Annotated in this window: 15 protein-coding genes; all 15 read left to right on the top strand. The window is 40.6% G+C overall.

Annotated elements, in window-relative coordinates:
• The first annotated feature begins 5 nt into the window (after positions 1-5).
• Positions 6-263, top strand: coding sequence for a DUF3243 domain-containing protein (locus MHH33_RS11355; protein WP_016427573.1), 258 nt, complete (start codon positions 6-8; stop codon positions 261-263).
• A 189-nt stretch (positions 264-452) separates the two neighbouring features.
• Positions 453-1,250, top strand: coding sequence for a DUF3388 domain-containing protein (locus tag MHH33_RS11350; protein WP_016427572.1), 798 nt, complete (start codon positions 453-455; stop codon positions 1,248-1,250).
• A 16-nt stretch (positions 1,251-1,266) separates the two neighbouring features.
• Entirely contained in the window at positions 1,267-2,130 is an 864-nt protein-coding gene (locus MHH33_RS11345; protein ID WP_342541799.1) for a RodZ domain-containing protein, read from the top strand.
• A 48-nt stretch (positions 2,131-2,178) separates the two neighbouring features.
• Positions 2,179-2,757 (top strand): CDP-diacylglycerol--glycerol-3-phosphate 3-phosphatidyltransferase, encoded by a 579-nt coding sequence (gene pgsA, locus MHH33_RS11340; protein WP_016427570.1) that lies wholly within the window; start codon positions 2,179-2,181, stop codon positions 2,755-2,757.
• 14 nt (positions 2,758-2,771) lie between these two features.
• Positions 2,772-4,022 (top strand): competence/damage-inducible protein A, encoded by a 1,251-nt coding sequence (locus tag MHH33_RS11335; protein ID WP_342541798.1) that lies wholly within the window; start codon positions 2,772-2,774, stop codon positions 4,020-4,022.
• A gap of 459 nt (positions 4,023-4,481) precedes the next feature.
• Complete coding sequence (gene recA, locus MHH33_RS11330; protein WP_016427568.1) at positions 4,482-5,540, top strand: recombinase RecA; 1,059 nt, start codon at positions 4,482-4,484, stop codon at positions 5,538-5,540.
• Positions 5,541-5,739: 199 nt separating this feature from the next.
• On the top strand, positions 5,740-7,299 hold the full coding sequence (rny, locus tag MHH33_RS11325) for a ribonuclease Y (protein WP_016427567.1): 1,560 nt from the start codon (positions 5,740-5,742) through the stop codon (positions 7,297-7,299).
• 163 nt (positions 7,300-7,462) lie between these two features.
• Entirely contained in the window at positions 7,463-8,260 is a 798-nt protein-coding gene (locus MHH33_RS11320; protein WP_016427566.1) for a TIGR00282 family metallophosphoesterase, read from the top strand.
• 87 nt (positions 8,261-8,347) lie between these two features.
• Positions 8,348-8,620 (top strand): stage V sporulation protein S, encoded by a 273-nt coding sequence (locus MHH33_RS11315; RefSeq protein ID WP_016427565.1) that lies wholly within the window; start codon positions 8,348-8,350, stop codon positions 8,618-8,620.
• A gap of 220 nt (positions 8,621-8,840) precedes the next feature.
• Positions 8,841-10,595, top strand: coding sequence for a 2-oxoacid:acceptor oxidoreductase subunit alpha (locus MHH33_RS11310; RefSeq protein ID WP_342541797.1), 1,755 nt, complete (start codon positions 8,841-8,843; stop codon positions 10,593-10,595).
• The gene (locus tag MHH33_RS11305) at positions 10,582-11,448 is read left to right on the top strand and encodes a 2-oxoacid:ferredoxin oxidoreductase subunit beta (protein ID WP_016427563.1); all 867 of its coding nucleotides are present in this window, start codon (positions 10,582-10,584) and stop codon (positions 11,446-11,448) included. The genes MHH33_RS11310 and MHH33_RS11305 overlap by 14 nt, the downstream gene beginning before the upstream one ends.
• 147 nt (positions 11,449-11,595) lie before the next feature.
• Complete coding sequence (miaB, locus tag MHH33_RS11300; protein WP_016427562.1) at positions 11,596-13,134, top strand: tRNA (N6-isopentenyl adenosine(37)-C2)-methylthiotransferase MiaB; 1,539 nt, start codon at positions 11,596-11,598, stop codon at positions 13,132-13,134.
• Entirely contained in the window at positions 13,131-13,565 is a 435-nt protein-coding gene (locus tag MHH33_RS11295) for a YlbF family regulator (RefSeq protein WP_016427561.1), read from the top strand. The genes miaB and MHH33_RS11295 overlap by 4 nt, the downstream gene beginning before the upstream one ends.
• A 236-nt stretch (positions 13,566-13,801) precedes the next feature.
• On the top strand, positions 13,802-14,350 hold the full coding sequence (gene cotE, locus MHH33_RS11290) for an outer spore coat protein CotE (protein ID WP_342541796.1): 549 nt from the start codon (positions 13,802-13,804) through the stop codon (positions 14,348-14,350).
• A gap of 268 nt (positions 14,351-14,618) precedes the next feature.
• A complete protein-coding gene (gene mutS / locus MHH33_RS11285; protein WP_016427559.1) occupies positions 14,619-17,195 on the top strand; it encodes a DNA mismatch repair protein MutS in 2,577 nt (858 codons plus the stop codon).
• Positions 17,196-17,200 lie beyond the last annotated feature (5 nt).

Genomic DNA, 17,200 nt, shown 5'->3' with positions numbered 1-17,200 from the left:
TGGACATGGCCTTACTTGAAAACTGGCAAAAATGGACACACTTTCTGGGTGTAAATGTAATGAACGCCGAATCAACTGGGATGACTAAAAAAGCCATCCAATCAACAGCTTATGAAATCGGCGATTACTTAGCCAAAAATGTGGATCCTAAGAACGAACAAGAGCGTGTTTTGTCGGATTTATGGTCAGTTGCTACTGAAGATGAACAACATGCATTGGCGAACATGGTCGTCAAATTAGTTCAACAAAAAACTGTACAGTAAAAGAAAAGAAGGACATTGTTCCTTCTTTTCTTTTTTCCTTTTCTTACGTACATAAATCAGCTATGATAGAACCTAGAGTAGTTTGGAAACGTCATCTATTGAGAAAGACTTGAAAGGTGTCGCATTAGGAGGATTTTTGTTAAAAAATACTTGCTCCTTCAATAAGTTAGGCGGAAAGGTCGTTACATTATGCGCGAATGGTATTTTGAATATGAAATACAAATAAACCGTCCAGGATTGCTCGGGGATATTGCCTCTTTACTCGGTATGCTTCGTGTTAACATTGTGACAATTAACGGTGTAGACCAGGGCAGACGAGGGTTGTTGCTTCGTGCAGAGAATGATGAGCAAATTGAACGTTTTGAATTGATTGTTTCAACGATGGAAACGATAAAAGTTACAAAGTTCCGGGAACCGAAACTACGTGACATTTTAGCAGTCAGACACGGTCGATACATACAACGAGATGCGGATGATCGAAAAACATTTCGTTTTGTTCGGGATGAATTAGGTCTACTCGTCGATTTTATGGCAGAATTGTTTAAGCAAGAAGGACATAAATTAATCGGGATTCGTGGAATGCCTCGAGTAGGAAAAACCGAATCAGTTGTTGCTGCTAGCGTCAGTGCAAATAAAAAATGGGTATTTTTATCTTCAACCATGATTAAACAAACCGTCCGTAGCCAATTGGCAGGAGACGAATTCAGTGATAACAATATTTTTATCCTGGACGGAATCGTGACGAGACAATCTACAGATGAACGTCATTTACAGTTGGTGCGTGAAATGATGCGCCTCCCGTCAATTAAAGTAGTTGAACATCCTGATATGTTCGTTCAACAATCAGATTACACGATTGAAGACTTTGATTACATTATTGAATTGCGACACGAACCAGATGAAGAAATAACATACGAAATGATGGAAAAAAACCAGATGATGTCTGAAAGAGGTAACTTGGACGGCTTCGGTGGTTTTAACTTTTAACAGGCAGGTGTTTTAGTTGACTGAATTAGGAACTCGTCTTAAAGAGGCGAGAACGGCAAAAGGATATAGTTTGGATGACTTGCAGGAAATGACGAAAATACAAAAACGTTATCTTGCCGGTATCGAAGAAGGCAACTACAGCATGATGCCGGGTCCGTTTTATGTTCGAGCATTTATTAAGCAATATGCTGATGCAGTTGGATTGAATTCTGATGAATTGCTAGAGTCGTATAAGCAGGAAGTACCTTCTTCCACGAGTGAAGAAGTGCGTCAAACGATGACGTCTGCGCCTTCTAGACGCCGACCGATTGGAAGATCATCGAATAGTATGAACGAGATGATCCCGATGATCGTAGTGGCACTATTCATTATTATTGGTATCGTGATTTTTTGGTTTTCCTATCAAAATTTAGCGAAAAATGATGACCCATCTGAGGACGCTGTCGAGGACGAAGTGTCTATTGAACCTCCGACCGGAGATGAAACTCCGACCGAAGATGAACCTCCGGTTGAAGAAGAGCCGGAAGTACCAGAAGATGTGGAGCCAGTACCGACTCAGAAAATTGAAATGGGTGCAATAGATGGTGAAACAACTAATTATACGGTTACAGGAGCCGAAACATTTTCAGTGAAAATTGTTGCACGAGGCAGAACATGGGTTGGTGTTAAAAATCCATCCGGTGTAGAAATGCTGGGTCGTGAATTAGCCGTGGGAGAAACGGTTAACCTAGATCTAAGTGATTTACCTTCGGCGCGTATTCGAGTTGGATCAGCATCGCAAATAGATGTCTTTGTCAATGACGAAAAAGTGGAGTATGGAATTTCACCAGCAGAAAAAGTTGTTCAAAATATGATGATTCAATTTTCAAAACAGCAATAGTCATCTCTAACAAGATGGCTATTTTCTTTGAATCGAGAGGAGACAAAAATGAATATACCAAATCAAATTACGGTTTCAAGAATCATCATGATCCCTATATTTGTTGTTTTCATGTTAGTTGATTTTGGCTGGGGTGATGTTACATTTTTAGGATCAACTATACCAGTTGAACATTTAATTGGCGCAATCATTTTTATTTTTGCATCAGTAACGGACTTTATTGATGGATATTATGCGCGTAAACATAACCTGGTAACGAATATGGGTAAGTTTCTGGATCCACTAGCTGATAAATTATTGGTTTCAGCAGCCTTGATCATCCTTGTAGAACTTGGATTCGCACCTGCTTGGATTGTTATCATAATAATCAGCCGCGAATTTGCTGTTACGGGACTTCGTTTAATTCTTGCAGAAGAAGGTGAAGTTGTGGCAGCGAAACAATTGGGGAAAATCAAGATGTGGACTCAAATTGTCGCGATTTCCGCATTGCTACTTCACAATATTATTTTTGAAATGTTCTCTATTCCATTCGCTTCAATCATGTTGTATGTGTCATTGTTCTTTACGGTTTGGTCTGGATGGGATTACTTCTATGCAAACCGCCGTGTGTTACTCGACTCAAAATAGGGGCGTGAATGTAGATGAATGCTGAAATTATTGCAGTAGGATCTGAACTGTTGCTTGGACAAATCACAAATACAAATGCACGCTATATTTCGAGTCAACTGGCTGAACTGGGTGTCAATGTCTATTATCATACGGTAGTTGGTGATAACGCGGAGCGTTTAAAACAAGCGATTGAATTGGCTGAAACACGAGCGGATCTAATTGTATTCTCTGGTGGACTTGGTCCAACCAAGGACGACTTGACGAAAGAAACTATTGCAAGGCACGTAGGAACGGACCTTGTTATGGACGAGACCGCACTGATTTCCATTGAAGCATTCTTTAACCGTATAAACCGTCCGATGACTGAAAATAACAAGAAGCAGGCTCTTGTACTTGATGGCTGTGAAGTGTTGGCTAATCATAACGGTATGGCTCCGGGGATGTTCTATTCAAAAGGAAACCATGTGTATATCCTTCTGCCTGGACCTCCTAAAGAAATGGAACCAATGTTTCAATTAGAAGCAAAGCCCGTTTTGGCGAAATGGCTGAATCAAGGAGAAGTGATTATTTCACACGTCCTTCGTTTTTATGGAATCGGTGAAGCGGAGCTTGAAACACGGATTATGGATTTACTGGATGCCCAAACTAATCCAACTATTGCGCCACTAGCTTCCGATGGGGAAGTCACTTTGCGGATTACCGCCAAAACTTCTACAGAAGAAGAAGCCCTAAAATTGATTCAAGAAACTGAACAAGTATTACTTTCACGCGTAGGAGATTATTTATACGGTTACAACGATGACTCGCTTGCATCAAGTGCAAGCAAATTATTAATAGAGCAAGGATTGACGATATCGGCAGCTGAAAGTTTGACTGCTGGATTATTCCAATCAGAACTGGCTGCCATCCCTGGTGTAAGTCAAACATTGGTTGGTGGTGTGGTTACATACACAGCGGAGTCGAAAATGAATCAGCTCGGAGTCTCAAAAGACATCATCGACCAATATGGAGTTGTGAGTGCTGAATGTGCGACTGCCATGGCCAGTAGGGTGAAAGCAATGTTCCAAACGGATATAGGCGTCGGACTGACAGGTGCAGCTGGTCCTAACTCTCATGATAATAAGCCAGCAGGCACTGTGTGGATCGCAATCAGCCTTCCTAATGATGATGTGGTGACTCACGAACTGCATTTAAGCGATATGCGTAATACCAATCGTCTGAGAGCAGTGATGAGGACGTTCCATTATTTGATTCAATTGCTATCAAACAATCAAGCACAATAATAGATTTGTAAAGGAGCAATCATTCTCATAAAGATTGCTCCTTTTTTGATAGGCACTGTAAAAAGAATGTTCCTCACTAGCCAACAAGAATGAACACCACATACTTGTGGGTCTCCAGCTTCATGCGATTGCGGCATTGTGGACTGTTCTACTTTTCGAAAAGGGGATTAACTCTCACTGGTTTTGGAGCAACTTTTTCAAATTTGAAATCAACTTTCGCGATTTGGGAGCAACTAACCAATCTGCTCGTACACGGAAAGGGAACCGATTCCTTCTATATTTTTTAATAATCTACAATAATAGTTTTATAGAGCCTTTTGAATAATGATGAGCTTGTCATTAAATATGATAAAAAAATAAACCGAATAAACGTTCGCTTTTTTCTTGTATATTTCTCATAAACCAAGTATAGTAGAGACAGAAGTTAAATTAGTGTTTAAATCAAAGGAGGAACCATTCTTGAGCGATCGTAAAGCAGCGTTAGACATGGCGTTAAAACAAATTGAGAAACAATTCGGTAAAGGTTCTATTATGAAACTTGGCGAAAAAACTGATCGTGAAGTATTGACTACTTCCAGCGGATCTCTTGCACTTGACGTGGCACTTGGTGTGGGCGGATATCCAAGAGGACGTATTATTGAAATTTATGGACCTGAAAGCTCAGGTAAAACAACTGTGGCACTTCATGCGATTGCAGAAGCACAAGCAGCTGGTGGACAAGCAGCTTTCATCGATGCTGAACATGCGCTTGATCCAATTTATGCACAAAATTTAGGCGTAAACATAGATGAATTATTATTATCACAACCAGATACAGGTGAACAGGCATTAGAAATTTGTGAAGCACTTGTACGTAGTGGTGCAGTTGATATCGTTGTTATTGACTCAGTTGCTGCACTTGTACCTAAAGCTGAAATTGAAGGCGATATGGGTGACTCTCACGTAGGTCTTCAAGCGCGCTTGATGTCACAAGCTTTACGTAAATTGTCTGGTGCAATCAGCAAGTCAAAAACTACGGCAATCTTCATCAACCAAATTCGTGAAAAAGTCGGCGTTATGTTCGGTAACCCGGAGGTAACACCTGGTGGGCGCGCACTTAAATTCTATAGTTCAGTGCGTCTAGAAGTCCGTCGTGCAGAAGCCATCAAGTCGGGTAACGATTTCATGGGGAACAAAACGAAAATTAAAGTCGTTAAAAACAAAGTAGCACCTCCATTCCGTACTGCGGAAGTCGATGTTATGTATGGACAAGGGATTTCACGTGAAGGTGAAATCGTTGATTTAGGAGTCGAAATGGACATCGTGAACAAGAGCGGTTCTTGGTATGCATATAACGATGATCGTTTAGGCCAAGGACGCGAAAATGCAAAACAATTCCTTAAAGATAATCCTTCAACACGTAATGAGATTGCTCAAAAAATCCGTGCAGCTTATGGCATGATGGCCACAGCTTACACAATTGCAGCTCATGAGGAAGAAGAAGATGAAGAGTTTGAGTTATTACTAGATGAAAAATAAGATTTAAGTAGTAGCCTGCCGTAAAAATCGGCAGGCTATTTTCCTTTAAGGACACTCGTGAATCCTTGACAGAGTATTTTTACATCTATACAATTAAACTTGTATAATCTCTTAAATGAAACCATTTGGCAGTATTGTGGATGACTCCATATATGAGCCGACTGAACATGAAAATGAAATAGCAAGAGGAGGTGTTCAAATGATTGAAACAGTACTCATCTCCGCTTTGCTTGGTCTTATCGTCGGTGCCGTTGTTAGCTATATTTTAATTAAAAATGTGAACGATTCAAAAGTGACTGGTGCGAAGCAGTCTGCGGTGCTTATCGTAGACGAAGCGAAGCGAGAAGCGGAAGCTCTTAAAAAAGAAGCATTACTAGAAGCAAAAGATGAAACTCACAAATTGAGATCTGAAGCAGAATCTGACATCCGTGAACGCCGATCTGAACTGCAAAAACAGGAAAATCGGTACTTGCAAAGAGAAGAAAACCTTGACCGTAAGGATGATGCTCTTAACAAAAGAGAAGCGGGTCTAGAGCGTAAAGATGACGCTCTGACTGAGAGACAACAGCATATCGAGCAGATGGAAAGCAGAGTGGCAGAATTAGTTGCCAAACAACAAACAGAACTTGAACGCATTTCTGCATTAACACGTGAAGAAGCGAAAGGCATCATTCTACAGCAAGTAGAAAATGAATTAGCAACGGACATCGCAGTTATGACGAAAGAATCCGAAACGCGTGCGAAAGAAGAGTCAGACAAGAAAGCACGTGAAATCTTGTCAATAGCTCTACAACGCTTCGCGGCAGACCATGTAGCAGAAACGACTGTATCAGTAGTAAACTTGCCAAATGATGAAATGAAAGGCCGCATCATTGGACGAGAAGGTCGAAATATTCGAACTCTCGAAACATTGACAGGTATCGATTTAATAATCGATGACACACCTGAAGCAGTTATTCTTTCTGGTTTTGATCCGATTCGTCGTGAAACAGCACGTCTCGCACTTGAAAAATTAGTGCAAGATGGACGTATTCACCCGGCACGTATTGAAGAAATGGTCGAAAAATCAAGACGAGAAGTTGATGAACAAATTCGTGAAATCGGTGAACAAACGACATTTGATATTGGCATTCATAATTTACATCCAGATTTAATTAAAATCATGGGTCGGATGCGTTACCGCACGAGTTATGGTCAAAACGTCCTGAAGCACTCAAAAGAAGTGGCATTTTTAGCTGGATTGCTTGCAGCTGAACTTGGCGAGGATGTAACACTTGCACGTCGTGCAGGACTTCTACACGATATCGGGAAAGCAATCGACCACGAAGTGGAAGGTAGCCACGTTGAAATTGGTGTGGAACTTGCTACGAAGTATAAAGAGCATCCAGTCGTCATTAACAGTATCGCTTCCCATCATGGGGATACAGAAGCAACATCTGTTATTGCAGTGTTAGTAGCCGCAGCCGATGCATTGTCAGCAGCACGTCCTGGTGCACGTAGTGAAACGTTAGAAAATTACATTCGTCGTCTTGAGAAGCTGGAAGAAATTTCAGAGTCATATGATGGTGTTGAGAAATCATTTGCCATTCAAGCAGGTCGCGAAATTCGCATTATGGTTCGTCCGGAACAAATTGATGATATTACAGCACATCGTTTGGCACGTGATATCCGTAAACGAATTGAAGAAGAACTGGATTACCCTGGTCATATTAAAGTAACGGTCATTCGAGAAACTCGCGCCGTTGAATACGCTAAATAAGTAAAAAGGGCTTCGATCTGAGGCCTTTTTTTACTTTTTATGATAGTAAAAGTTTTTTAGGATATTCTTACATTAAAGAAATATTCACCAATAAGGTGATAGCCGTTTTGCGGAATATCAACAACCAACAGCAGAGCCAACGGAAATGAAAGAAGGAATGAAAATGAAAGTATTATTTATTGGAGACATCGTTGGATCGATTGGTCGCGATGCAGTAGAAGATTATTTACCAAGATTGAAAAGAAAATATCAACCAGACGTGGTCATTGCAAATGGCGAAAATGCTGCAGCAGGTCGAGGCATAACTCAAAAGATATTTCAAGATTTGCTTTATATGGGAGTCGACGTTGTGACGATGGGGAACCATACATGGGATCAAAAAGAAATTTTTGATTTCATTGATGATACTGATTATTTAATTCGTCCGGCAAACTTTTCAGATGAAGCACCGGGTAAGGGCATGACGACTATTACAAAAAACGGTCATACGTTATCCGTGATTAATTTGCATGGCCGTACATTTTTACCGCCACATGATGATCCATTCAAAAAAGCGACTGAGCTTGTAAATGAAGCAAAGCAAATATCTCCACTGATTTTTGTTGATTTTCATGCAGAAGCAACGAGTGAAAAAATAGCGATGGGTTGGCATTTAGATGGGGAAGTATCCGCCGTTGTTGGTACGCATACACATGTCCAGACAGCAGATGCCCGCATTTATCCAAATGGAACAGCGTACATCACGGACGTCGGGATGACAGGTCCTTACGACGGCGTACTTGGGATGAAGAAAGAAGATGTACTGTATCGTTTCCAGACGAATATGCCCGCTCGTTTTGAGGTACCAAAGTCAGGAAGATCTGTACTCAGCGCATTTTTCGTAGAGTTGGATAACCAAACAGGAAAAGCCACTTCGTTTGAACGTATTTATATCAACGAAGATTATCCTTTCAGAGGATAATTTCTTCTATCTTTCTCTTATCTTGCATACAGTGACTTAAGGACATCTTAATCGTCCAACGGTCAGCAAGGACAAGGAGGAATCGTAGTGGAATCATTAAAAGTATCTTCAAGATCTAATCCAAACTCAGTTGCAGGTGCATTAGTTGCAGTCATCCGTGAAAAAGGGTATGCAGAAATGCAAGCAGTTGGAGCAGGAGCACTTAATCAAGCGGTAAAAGCAGTTGCAATTGCACGTGGCTTTGTCGCGCCGAGTGGCACCGATTTAATTTGTTCTCCGGCATTTACAGATATTGTGATCTCTGGGGAAGACCGGACAGCTATTAAGCTTTTAGTTGAAAAACGTACAAGAGCACAATAAGAAAAGCGTAAAGCGCTATTCTTACTTAATTGTAAACTAACCCAATCTCAAAAGAGGTTGGGTTTTTACGTATTTTCAGCACAAATTACTAATTTGGCTTCCTCCAAAGGTCTGAATTTCAAAAAACTACCGCTATTTTATAGTGAATGAAGCAATTAAGTGATAAACTTATGTAGGAAAATAGAGGTTATTACCTGATCTGTTAAGGAGTTGTTTGCATATGTTACATCAGCTTTCATGGAAAGTCGGTGGGCAACAAGGGGAAGGAATCGAAAGTACCGGAGAAATTTTCTCAATGGCGATGAATCGCTTAGGGTATTTCTTGTACGGCTATCGTCACTTTTCTTCACGTATTAAAGGTGGACACACGAATAATAAAATCTGTGTACGAACGACAGAAGTTCGCACAATACCAGATGATTTAGATATTTTAGTTGCATTTGACCAAGAAACAATTGATGTAAACTATAAAGAACTGACAGCTTCAAGCGTCATTTTGGCTGATACGAAATTTAATCCCGAACACCCAGAAGATTGTGTTGCGACCATGTACAGCGTTCCGTTTACGGAAATTGCATCTGAACTCGGCACGTCTTTAATGAAAAACATGGTGGCAATTGGTGCTACATCCGCTTTGTTAAATTTGGATAAAACTGTTTTCCAAAGCGTAGTCGATGAAATTTTCGGCCGCAAAGGCGAGACAATTGTTGAAAAAAACATGCAAGCGATCCAACAAGGTTATGAAGTGATGGCGCAACATTTGGGCGATCGGATTGGTGAGTGGGAACTTGAGCCTGCAGATGGGAAACATCGTTTGTTTATGATTGGAAACGATGCTATCGCTTTAGGTGCACTTGCAGCTGGTGTTAGATTTATGGCAGCCTATCCTATTACTCCTGCATCTGAAATAATGGAATACTTGATTAAGAAATTGCCGAAATTTGGTGGGGCTGTAATTCAAACTGAGGATGAAATTGCCGCTGCAACCATGGCGATTGGCGCAAACTACGGTGGGGTTCGTTCATTTACTGCTTCTGCGGGTCCTGGTTTATCTTTAATGATGGAAGCAATCGGTTTGTCAGGTATGACCGAGCAACCGCTCGTCATTGTTGATACACAACGTGGTGGCCCATCAACAGGTTTGCCGACGAAACAAGAACAATCCGATTTAATGCAGATGATTTATGGTACACACGGGGAGATCCCAAAAGTGGTCATCGCTCCAAGTACGGGCAAAGAAGCATTTTTCGATACAATTGAAGCGTTTAATATTGCGGAAGAATTACAACTGCCTGTTATTATTTTATCCGATTTACAGCTATCGTTAGGTAAACAAACGGTGGAACCATTTGATTACAGCAAAGTGGCACTTCGCAGAGGCCGTCTAAAAGTGGAAGAAGAATTAGTAGCTGCCGAAGATAAATCATACTTTAAACGCTACGAAGTGACGGAAGATGGTGTGTCTCCTCGTGTCATTCCTGGAATGAAAAATGGAATTCACCACGTTACTGGTGTTGAACACGACGAAACTGGCAAGCCTTCTGAATCGGCTGCAAATCGTCAACTGCAAATGGACAAGCGTATGAGAAAAATGGAGCATGTCAATTTCCCGAACCCTGTTCATGTATATGCACCTCATGAAGAAGCGGATGTCCTGTTAGTGGGCTTCAATTCGACTCGAGGGGTACTAGAAGAAGTTCAGGCGAATTTAAATGCACAAGGTATTCGTGCTAATCATGCACATATCCGTTTAATCCAGCCTTTCCCGACTGCACATGTTTCACCACTTATTGTGGCTGCGAAAAAAGTACTGGTCGTTGAAAATAATGCAACTGGTCAACTGGCAAATATTATTAAAATGAATGTTGGCGCTCATGACAAAATCGTGAACGTATTAAAATATGATGGAACACCTTTCTTGCCAAGAGAATTAACGAATCGCGTAAAGGAGTTGCTCTCAGATGGTAACATTTAAAGATTTTCGCAATAATGTAAAACCCAACTGGTGTCCAGGCTGTGGCGACTTTTCCGTACAGGCAGCTATTCAACGTGCAGCAGCTAATGTAGGGATCGAACCAACAGATTTAGCGGTTATTTCCGGAATTGGTTGCTCAGGTCGAATTTCTGGATATATACATTCATACGGATTCCACGGGATTCACGGTCGTGCACTTCCGATTGCTCAAGGTTTGAAAATGGCTAATCGTGATTTGAACGTAATTGCTTCAGGTGGAGATGGAGATGGTTTTGCGATCGGGATGGGACATACAATCCACGCGATTCGCCGAAATATCGATATCACATATATCGTCATGGATAATCAGATTTACGGTCTGACAAAAGGGCAAACATCGCCTCGTTCAGCAGCAGGTTTCAAAACGAAATCTACGCCTGGAGGTGCGATTGAACCTTCTCTTGCTCCACTGGAAATGGCTTTAACGTCTGGTGCAACATTTGTAGCACAAGGATTCTCTTCCGATTTAAAAGAATTGACAAGTATCATTGAAGCTGGAATTAACCATAAAGGATTTTCGTTCATCAACGTATTCAGTCCATGTGTTACTTACAACAAAATAAACACATATGATTGGTTCAAGGAACGCATCACAAAACTTTCAACTGTCGAAGGATACGATTCATCCAACCGTCCACAAGCAATGGCAACGTTAATGGAACATGAAAGCCTTGTAACAGGCATCATCTATCAAAACAACGAACAACCTTCTTATCAGGAAATGGTGTCAGGCTACGCTGAAACGCCATTATCAACAGAAGATTTAATGATGAGCCAAAGAGATTTCGATGAACTTGTAAAAGAATTTTTGTAAGAATTGAACTGCCGGTGAAAATCGGCAGTTTTTTTGTCGAAACACCGACAATTGCAGCTGACATCTTGTAGGAACACATGCCGTATCAGTATAATAGAGGAATGAAGTTTTCGTCTGATGGGTGTACAGGATGAAAGGAGCAATTTTATGAACGAAGAGCAACGCTTACATAATTCACAAGTAAAAGAAACGAATAAAACGGAAAAAGACTACAGTAAGTATTTCCAATCAGTTTATGTGGCACCATCTTTGAAAGAAGCAAAGAAACGTGGTAAAGAAGAAGTAGCTTACCATAAAGATTTTGCGATTCAACCTGAATTTTTGGGAATGGGACAAGGTCGTAAGTTTTTCATTCGGACATTCGGATGTCAAATGAATGAACACGATACAGAAGTAATGGCAGGTATATTCCTGCAACTGGGCTATACGCCAACTCAGAGTGTACAAGAAGCAAATGTCATCTTGCTGAACACATGTGCCATCCGTGAGAATGCCGAGAATAAGGTGTTTGGTGAACTTGGCCACTACAAAAAGATTAAACGTGATAATCCAGATGTGTTGATCGGTGTTTGTGGTTGCATGTCTCAAGAGGAATCAGTTGTCAATAAAATATTAAAAACTTATAATCAAGTCGACATGATTTTCGGTACTCACAATATTCATCGTTTGCCTCACATTTTAAATGAAGCCTATCTGTCAAAAGAAATGGTCATTGAGGTGTGGTCAAAAGAAGGAGACGTCATCGAAAGTTTGCCTAAAGTCCGACGTGGCGAAATCAAAGCGTGGGTCAATATTATGTATGGATGCGACAAATTCTGTACGTACTGTATTGTTCCATATACAAGAGGAAAAGAACGGAGCCGCAGACCTGAAGATATCATACAGGAAATCAGACAGCTAGCGGCACAAGGATATAAAGAAGTCACTTTACTTGGGCAAAATGTGAATGCATATGGGAAAGATTTCGACGATCTTACATATCGACTGGGTGATTTGATGAATGATCTTCGTCAAATCGATATGCCACGCATTCGTTTTACAACAAGCCATCCACGAGATTTTGACGATCACTTGATTGAAGTGCTCGCGAAGCGTGGAAATCTAGTGGAACATATTCATTTACCTGTCCAATCAGGTTCCTCCAGTATGCTAAAACTAATGGCCCGTAAATATAACCGTGAACAATATTTGGAATTGGTCAGCAAAATTAAAGTTGCGATTCCTGATGCGGCATTGACTACGGATATTATTGTCGGATTCCCGAACGAAACGGACGAGCAGTTTGAGGAAACCATGTCTTTATATGAAGAAGTTGGGTTTGAACATGCCTATACGTATATCTATTCACCTCGTGAAGGGACACCGGCTGCCAAAATGGAAGATAATGTTCCGATGGATGTGAAGAAACAACGTTTGCAAAGGTTAAACAATCTTGTCAACAAATTATCAGCAGAGACAATGCAGGCTTATGATGGCCAAATTGTTGAAGTATTGGTTGAAGGTGAAAGTAAGAAAAATTCAGCGGTACTTGCGGGTTATACAAGAACAAGCAAGCTAGTGAATTTTGAAGGTCCGAATGATATTATCGGTAAATTGGTTCACGTGAAGATTACAAATACAAAAACATGGTCTCTAGAAGGCGAATTAATCGAAGTTCTATCAGGCCAAGAAGTGGGTGTCTTATGACAACGAAATATACAAAAGATGATATTATTGCAAAAGCTAAAGAAATCGCAGATATGATTGCACAAACAGAAGAAGTGGATTTCTTTAAACGTGCGGAAGCGCAAATTAATGAAAATCAAAAAATCCGTGAAAAAATTGCGAGTTTGAAGAGTCTTCAAAAACAAGCAGTTAATTTCCAACATTACGGTAAAGAAAAAGCATTAACATTAATTGAAGGTAAAATCGAGAAAATCGAAGAAGAAATTGATGAAATCCCGATTGTTCAAGAATTCAAGCAATCACAAGGGGATGTAAATGATTTACTTCAATTAGTAGCAAATACTATTGCCAACAATGTAACAAACCAAATCATCGAATCAACGGAAGGCGATTTACTTCGCGGAGAAACAGGTTCAAGAGTACAAAATACTAAACCAGGCAGTTGCTCATAAAACGCAAATAAAACTGTTCCTTCTATATAAGAGGGAGCAGTTTTTCTTTTCCTTCGATGGTTTCAATCATTATTAAATCATCCTTTCATAATGTCTAGTTCCAAGCGCCAGCACGCTCATAAGCTTCAAGCCCTCAAGCGGAAACAAGCGGTGTCGAGAAAATTGGCGCTTTCCACAATTCCTATCACCTAATGGGCACAGCCTGCATATGATGAAAAGGAATCGAACGAAGGAGGATGGCTTTGAAATATACCCGTCAAATCGTGACGAAAGCAGTCGTGGCGAAAGGTAAAAAGAGAGCAGAAGCTAGTGAAACGTTACGTCCACCAAATAACCCTTCTAGCATTTTAGGGTGTTGGGTTATTAATCACACTCACCAAGCGAAGAAACATGGTAAATTTGTGGAAGTGTCTGGAAAGTACGACATCAATGTGTGGTATGCACATCACGACCATTCTAAAACCTCTGTATTTTCAGAAACAGTACCATACAGAGAGCGTATTAAACTTCATTATCGTGAAGATGATTCACAAGGTGTTGAGGACATACATGTACGTGTCATACAACAACCGAATTGCACGGAAGCCATCATTACACCGGATGGCGAGCAATTTAAAGTAACAGTAGAAAGAGAATTGCATGCAGAAGTTGTTGGTGAAACAACAGTTGTTATTCAAGTTCAACCAGGTGATTACGAGGAAGAATGGTCATATAAAGACGAAAGTTCATCTTCATCGTCAACTTCAACATTTAGTGATGCTAAAGAGTCCTCATCATTCTCTTAAGCCGGGGCACGAAATCCGGCTTTTTTTTATGACCATTGGACTTCATCTACTTTCCGATGAACATAAGAAATAAAAACATTAGCGAGGTGACGCAGTCACTTCGCTATTAATTTTAAATTCACAACTTGGTTGCAGTTTTTAGAGATTGCCGATAATTTTTTCTTCACTTTATACATATGCACGTTCCTTTGTAAGATCATGGTTGTTTAACCACTGTGAAAGTTAAGTTATAATGAAAGAATCGCTAGTATTTGAAAGAGGTTTTGACATGAACACCTATACACCTATGATTCAACAATACTTACAAGTTAAATCCGAATATACAGACGCCTTTTTGTTTTTCCGATTGGGCGATTTTTATGAATTATTTTTCGATGATGCCATCAATGCATCACAAATACTTGAAATCACACTGACGAGTCGTGATGGAGGAAGTAAAGACCGCATTCCTATGTGTGGTGTGCCACATCACGCAGCGCAAAATTATATAGAAACACTCATTCAAAAAGGTCACCGCGTGGCAATTTGTGAGCAAACGGAAGATCCTAAACAAGCAAAAGGAGTCGTTAAGCGTGAAGTTGTTCGTTTAATTACACCTGGTACGATTATTGAAGGTAAAAATATGGATGGCAAAAGCAATCATTTTATCGCTTCGGCAGAAGAACTGGATGAAAATCGCTTTGCTTATGCTTATTTGGATTTATCGACAGGCGAAGGTACTAGCGCGATACTAACAGGCACTGAAAAGAATTTAATTCAAGAATTGCAAACGTTATCCATCCGGGAACTCGTTGTACCTGAGCAACTGTTTGTGCTACTGTCAGATTTGGCTGACGTGCATTCCATTTTACTATCCATCGAAGAGACCCAACTCGAAGCACAAGCTGATGAATCCTTTACGGAACATAATCCAGTCGAGGTGCGTGGAGCTTGTCGACGATTGGTGAACTATTTACACCGCACACAAAAACGTTCACTTGAGCATATTCAAGCATTCCAATTCCAGGAACGCGAGGAGCTTTTGACGATAGATTTTCATTCCAAACGCAATTTAGAGCTGGTTCAATCCATTCGTGGTGGTGATCAAAAAGGTTCACTATACTGGTTGCTCGATGAAACAATGACCGCTATGGGTGGACGCAAATTAAAGCAGTGGTTGCATCAACCTTTAGCAAATCGTATGAAAATTGAAGAGCGCTTGGAAATCGTCACTGAAATGCTGGAAGCCTATTTCTCCCGAGCGGATATTCGAGAAAGCTTAAAAGAAGTATATGATTTGGAACGTTTGATTGGTCGCATTTCTTTTGGCACTGCTAGTGGCCGGGACTTAAGTCAATTAAGACAATCGATTCTTCAAATTCCATTGATTAAAACCCAATTGATTGAAAGTGGTAAACCTGCGCTTAAAAAAGCGGCTGACCAGTTAGATGAGTGTGAAGAGCTTTTGAGTTTGCTGCAAGAAGCAATCGCCGATCATCCACCTCTTTCAGTTAAAGAAGGGGATATCATCCGTGACGGTTTTCACGAACGCTTGGACGAGCTCCGCTATGCGAAGAAGAACGGCAAAGACTGGATTGCTGCTCTCGAGTTGAAGGAACGGGAACGGACTGGCATCAAAGGGCTTAAAATAGGCTATAACCGTATCTTTGGGTATTTCATTGAAATCACAAAATCAAATATTCACTTGGCTGATATGGCACGCTACGAAAGAAAACAAACGTTAGCTAATGCGGAACGATATATTACGGATGAACTGAAAGAAAAAGAGTCTTTGATTTTAACAGCAGAAGAAGAAAGTTTAGCATTGGAGTATTCTCTTTTCGTCGACATACGTGAACAAGTGAAACAATACATTCCACAAGTTCAGCAACTGGCAGCCAAGGTAAGTGAACTGGATGTATTTACGAGTTTTGCTGAAGTGTCTGACCAATATCGACTGACTAAACCAAAGTTTCATGACGGTTTGGAACTGAATATCGTTAACGGACGTCATCCTGTAGTTGAAAAAATGATGAACAAACAGCATTATGTACCGAATGATTGTGCCCTGACATCCGAAGAGAATATGTTGCTCATTACAGGACCCAATATGTCGGGTAAAAGTACATTCATGCGACAAGTGGCTATTACGGTCATTATGGGGCAAATGGGTTGCTACGTGCCGGCAGAACAAGCATTGCTGCCTGTGACCGATCAAATTTTTACACGTATTGGTGCAGCGGATGATTTAGCAGCTGGTCAAAGTACCTTCATGGTCGAAATGCTGGAATCCACATACGCAATAACGCATGCGACTGAACGCAGCCTCTTGCTGTTCGATGAAATTGGTAGGGGTACGTCCACTTACGATGGGATGGCTCTCGCTCAAGCAATGATGGAATACATTCATCATGAAATTCGTGCAAATACCTTATTTTCAACACACTACCATGAATTAACGCAGCTCGAAAAACAGCTGGATAAATTACGCAATGTTCATGTAGCTGCGGTCGAGCAGAGTGGCAAAGTGGTCTTTTTACACAAAGTGAAAAATGGTCCAGCTGATAAGAGTTACGGGATCCATGTGGCGGAACTGGCTCAGTTACCTGAACCGATTCTTGCTAGGGCAAGAGACATTCTTCAAGAGCTTGAAACTGGTAAGGAACATAATCTTAAAGATACACAGTCTTCTGTAAATGAACAATTAACATTCTTCCAAGAAACGAAGAAAGATGCTGAGAATATTTCAAAAGAACCTCAGCAAGAGGATGTCCTGACAACCATAAGAGATTTGGATATTTCCGGAACAACACCGATGAAGGCACTTCAGTTCTTATATGAATTGCAACAAAAAATCGGTAAATAAACGAT

It is taken from the genome of Paenisporosarcina sp. FSL H8-0542 (genome assembly GCF_038632915.1).
GTDB lineage: Bacteria > Bacillota > Bacilli > Bacillales_A > Planococcaceae > Paenisporosarcina.
This window is presented reverse-complemented; position numbering and strand designations above follow the sequence as displayed.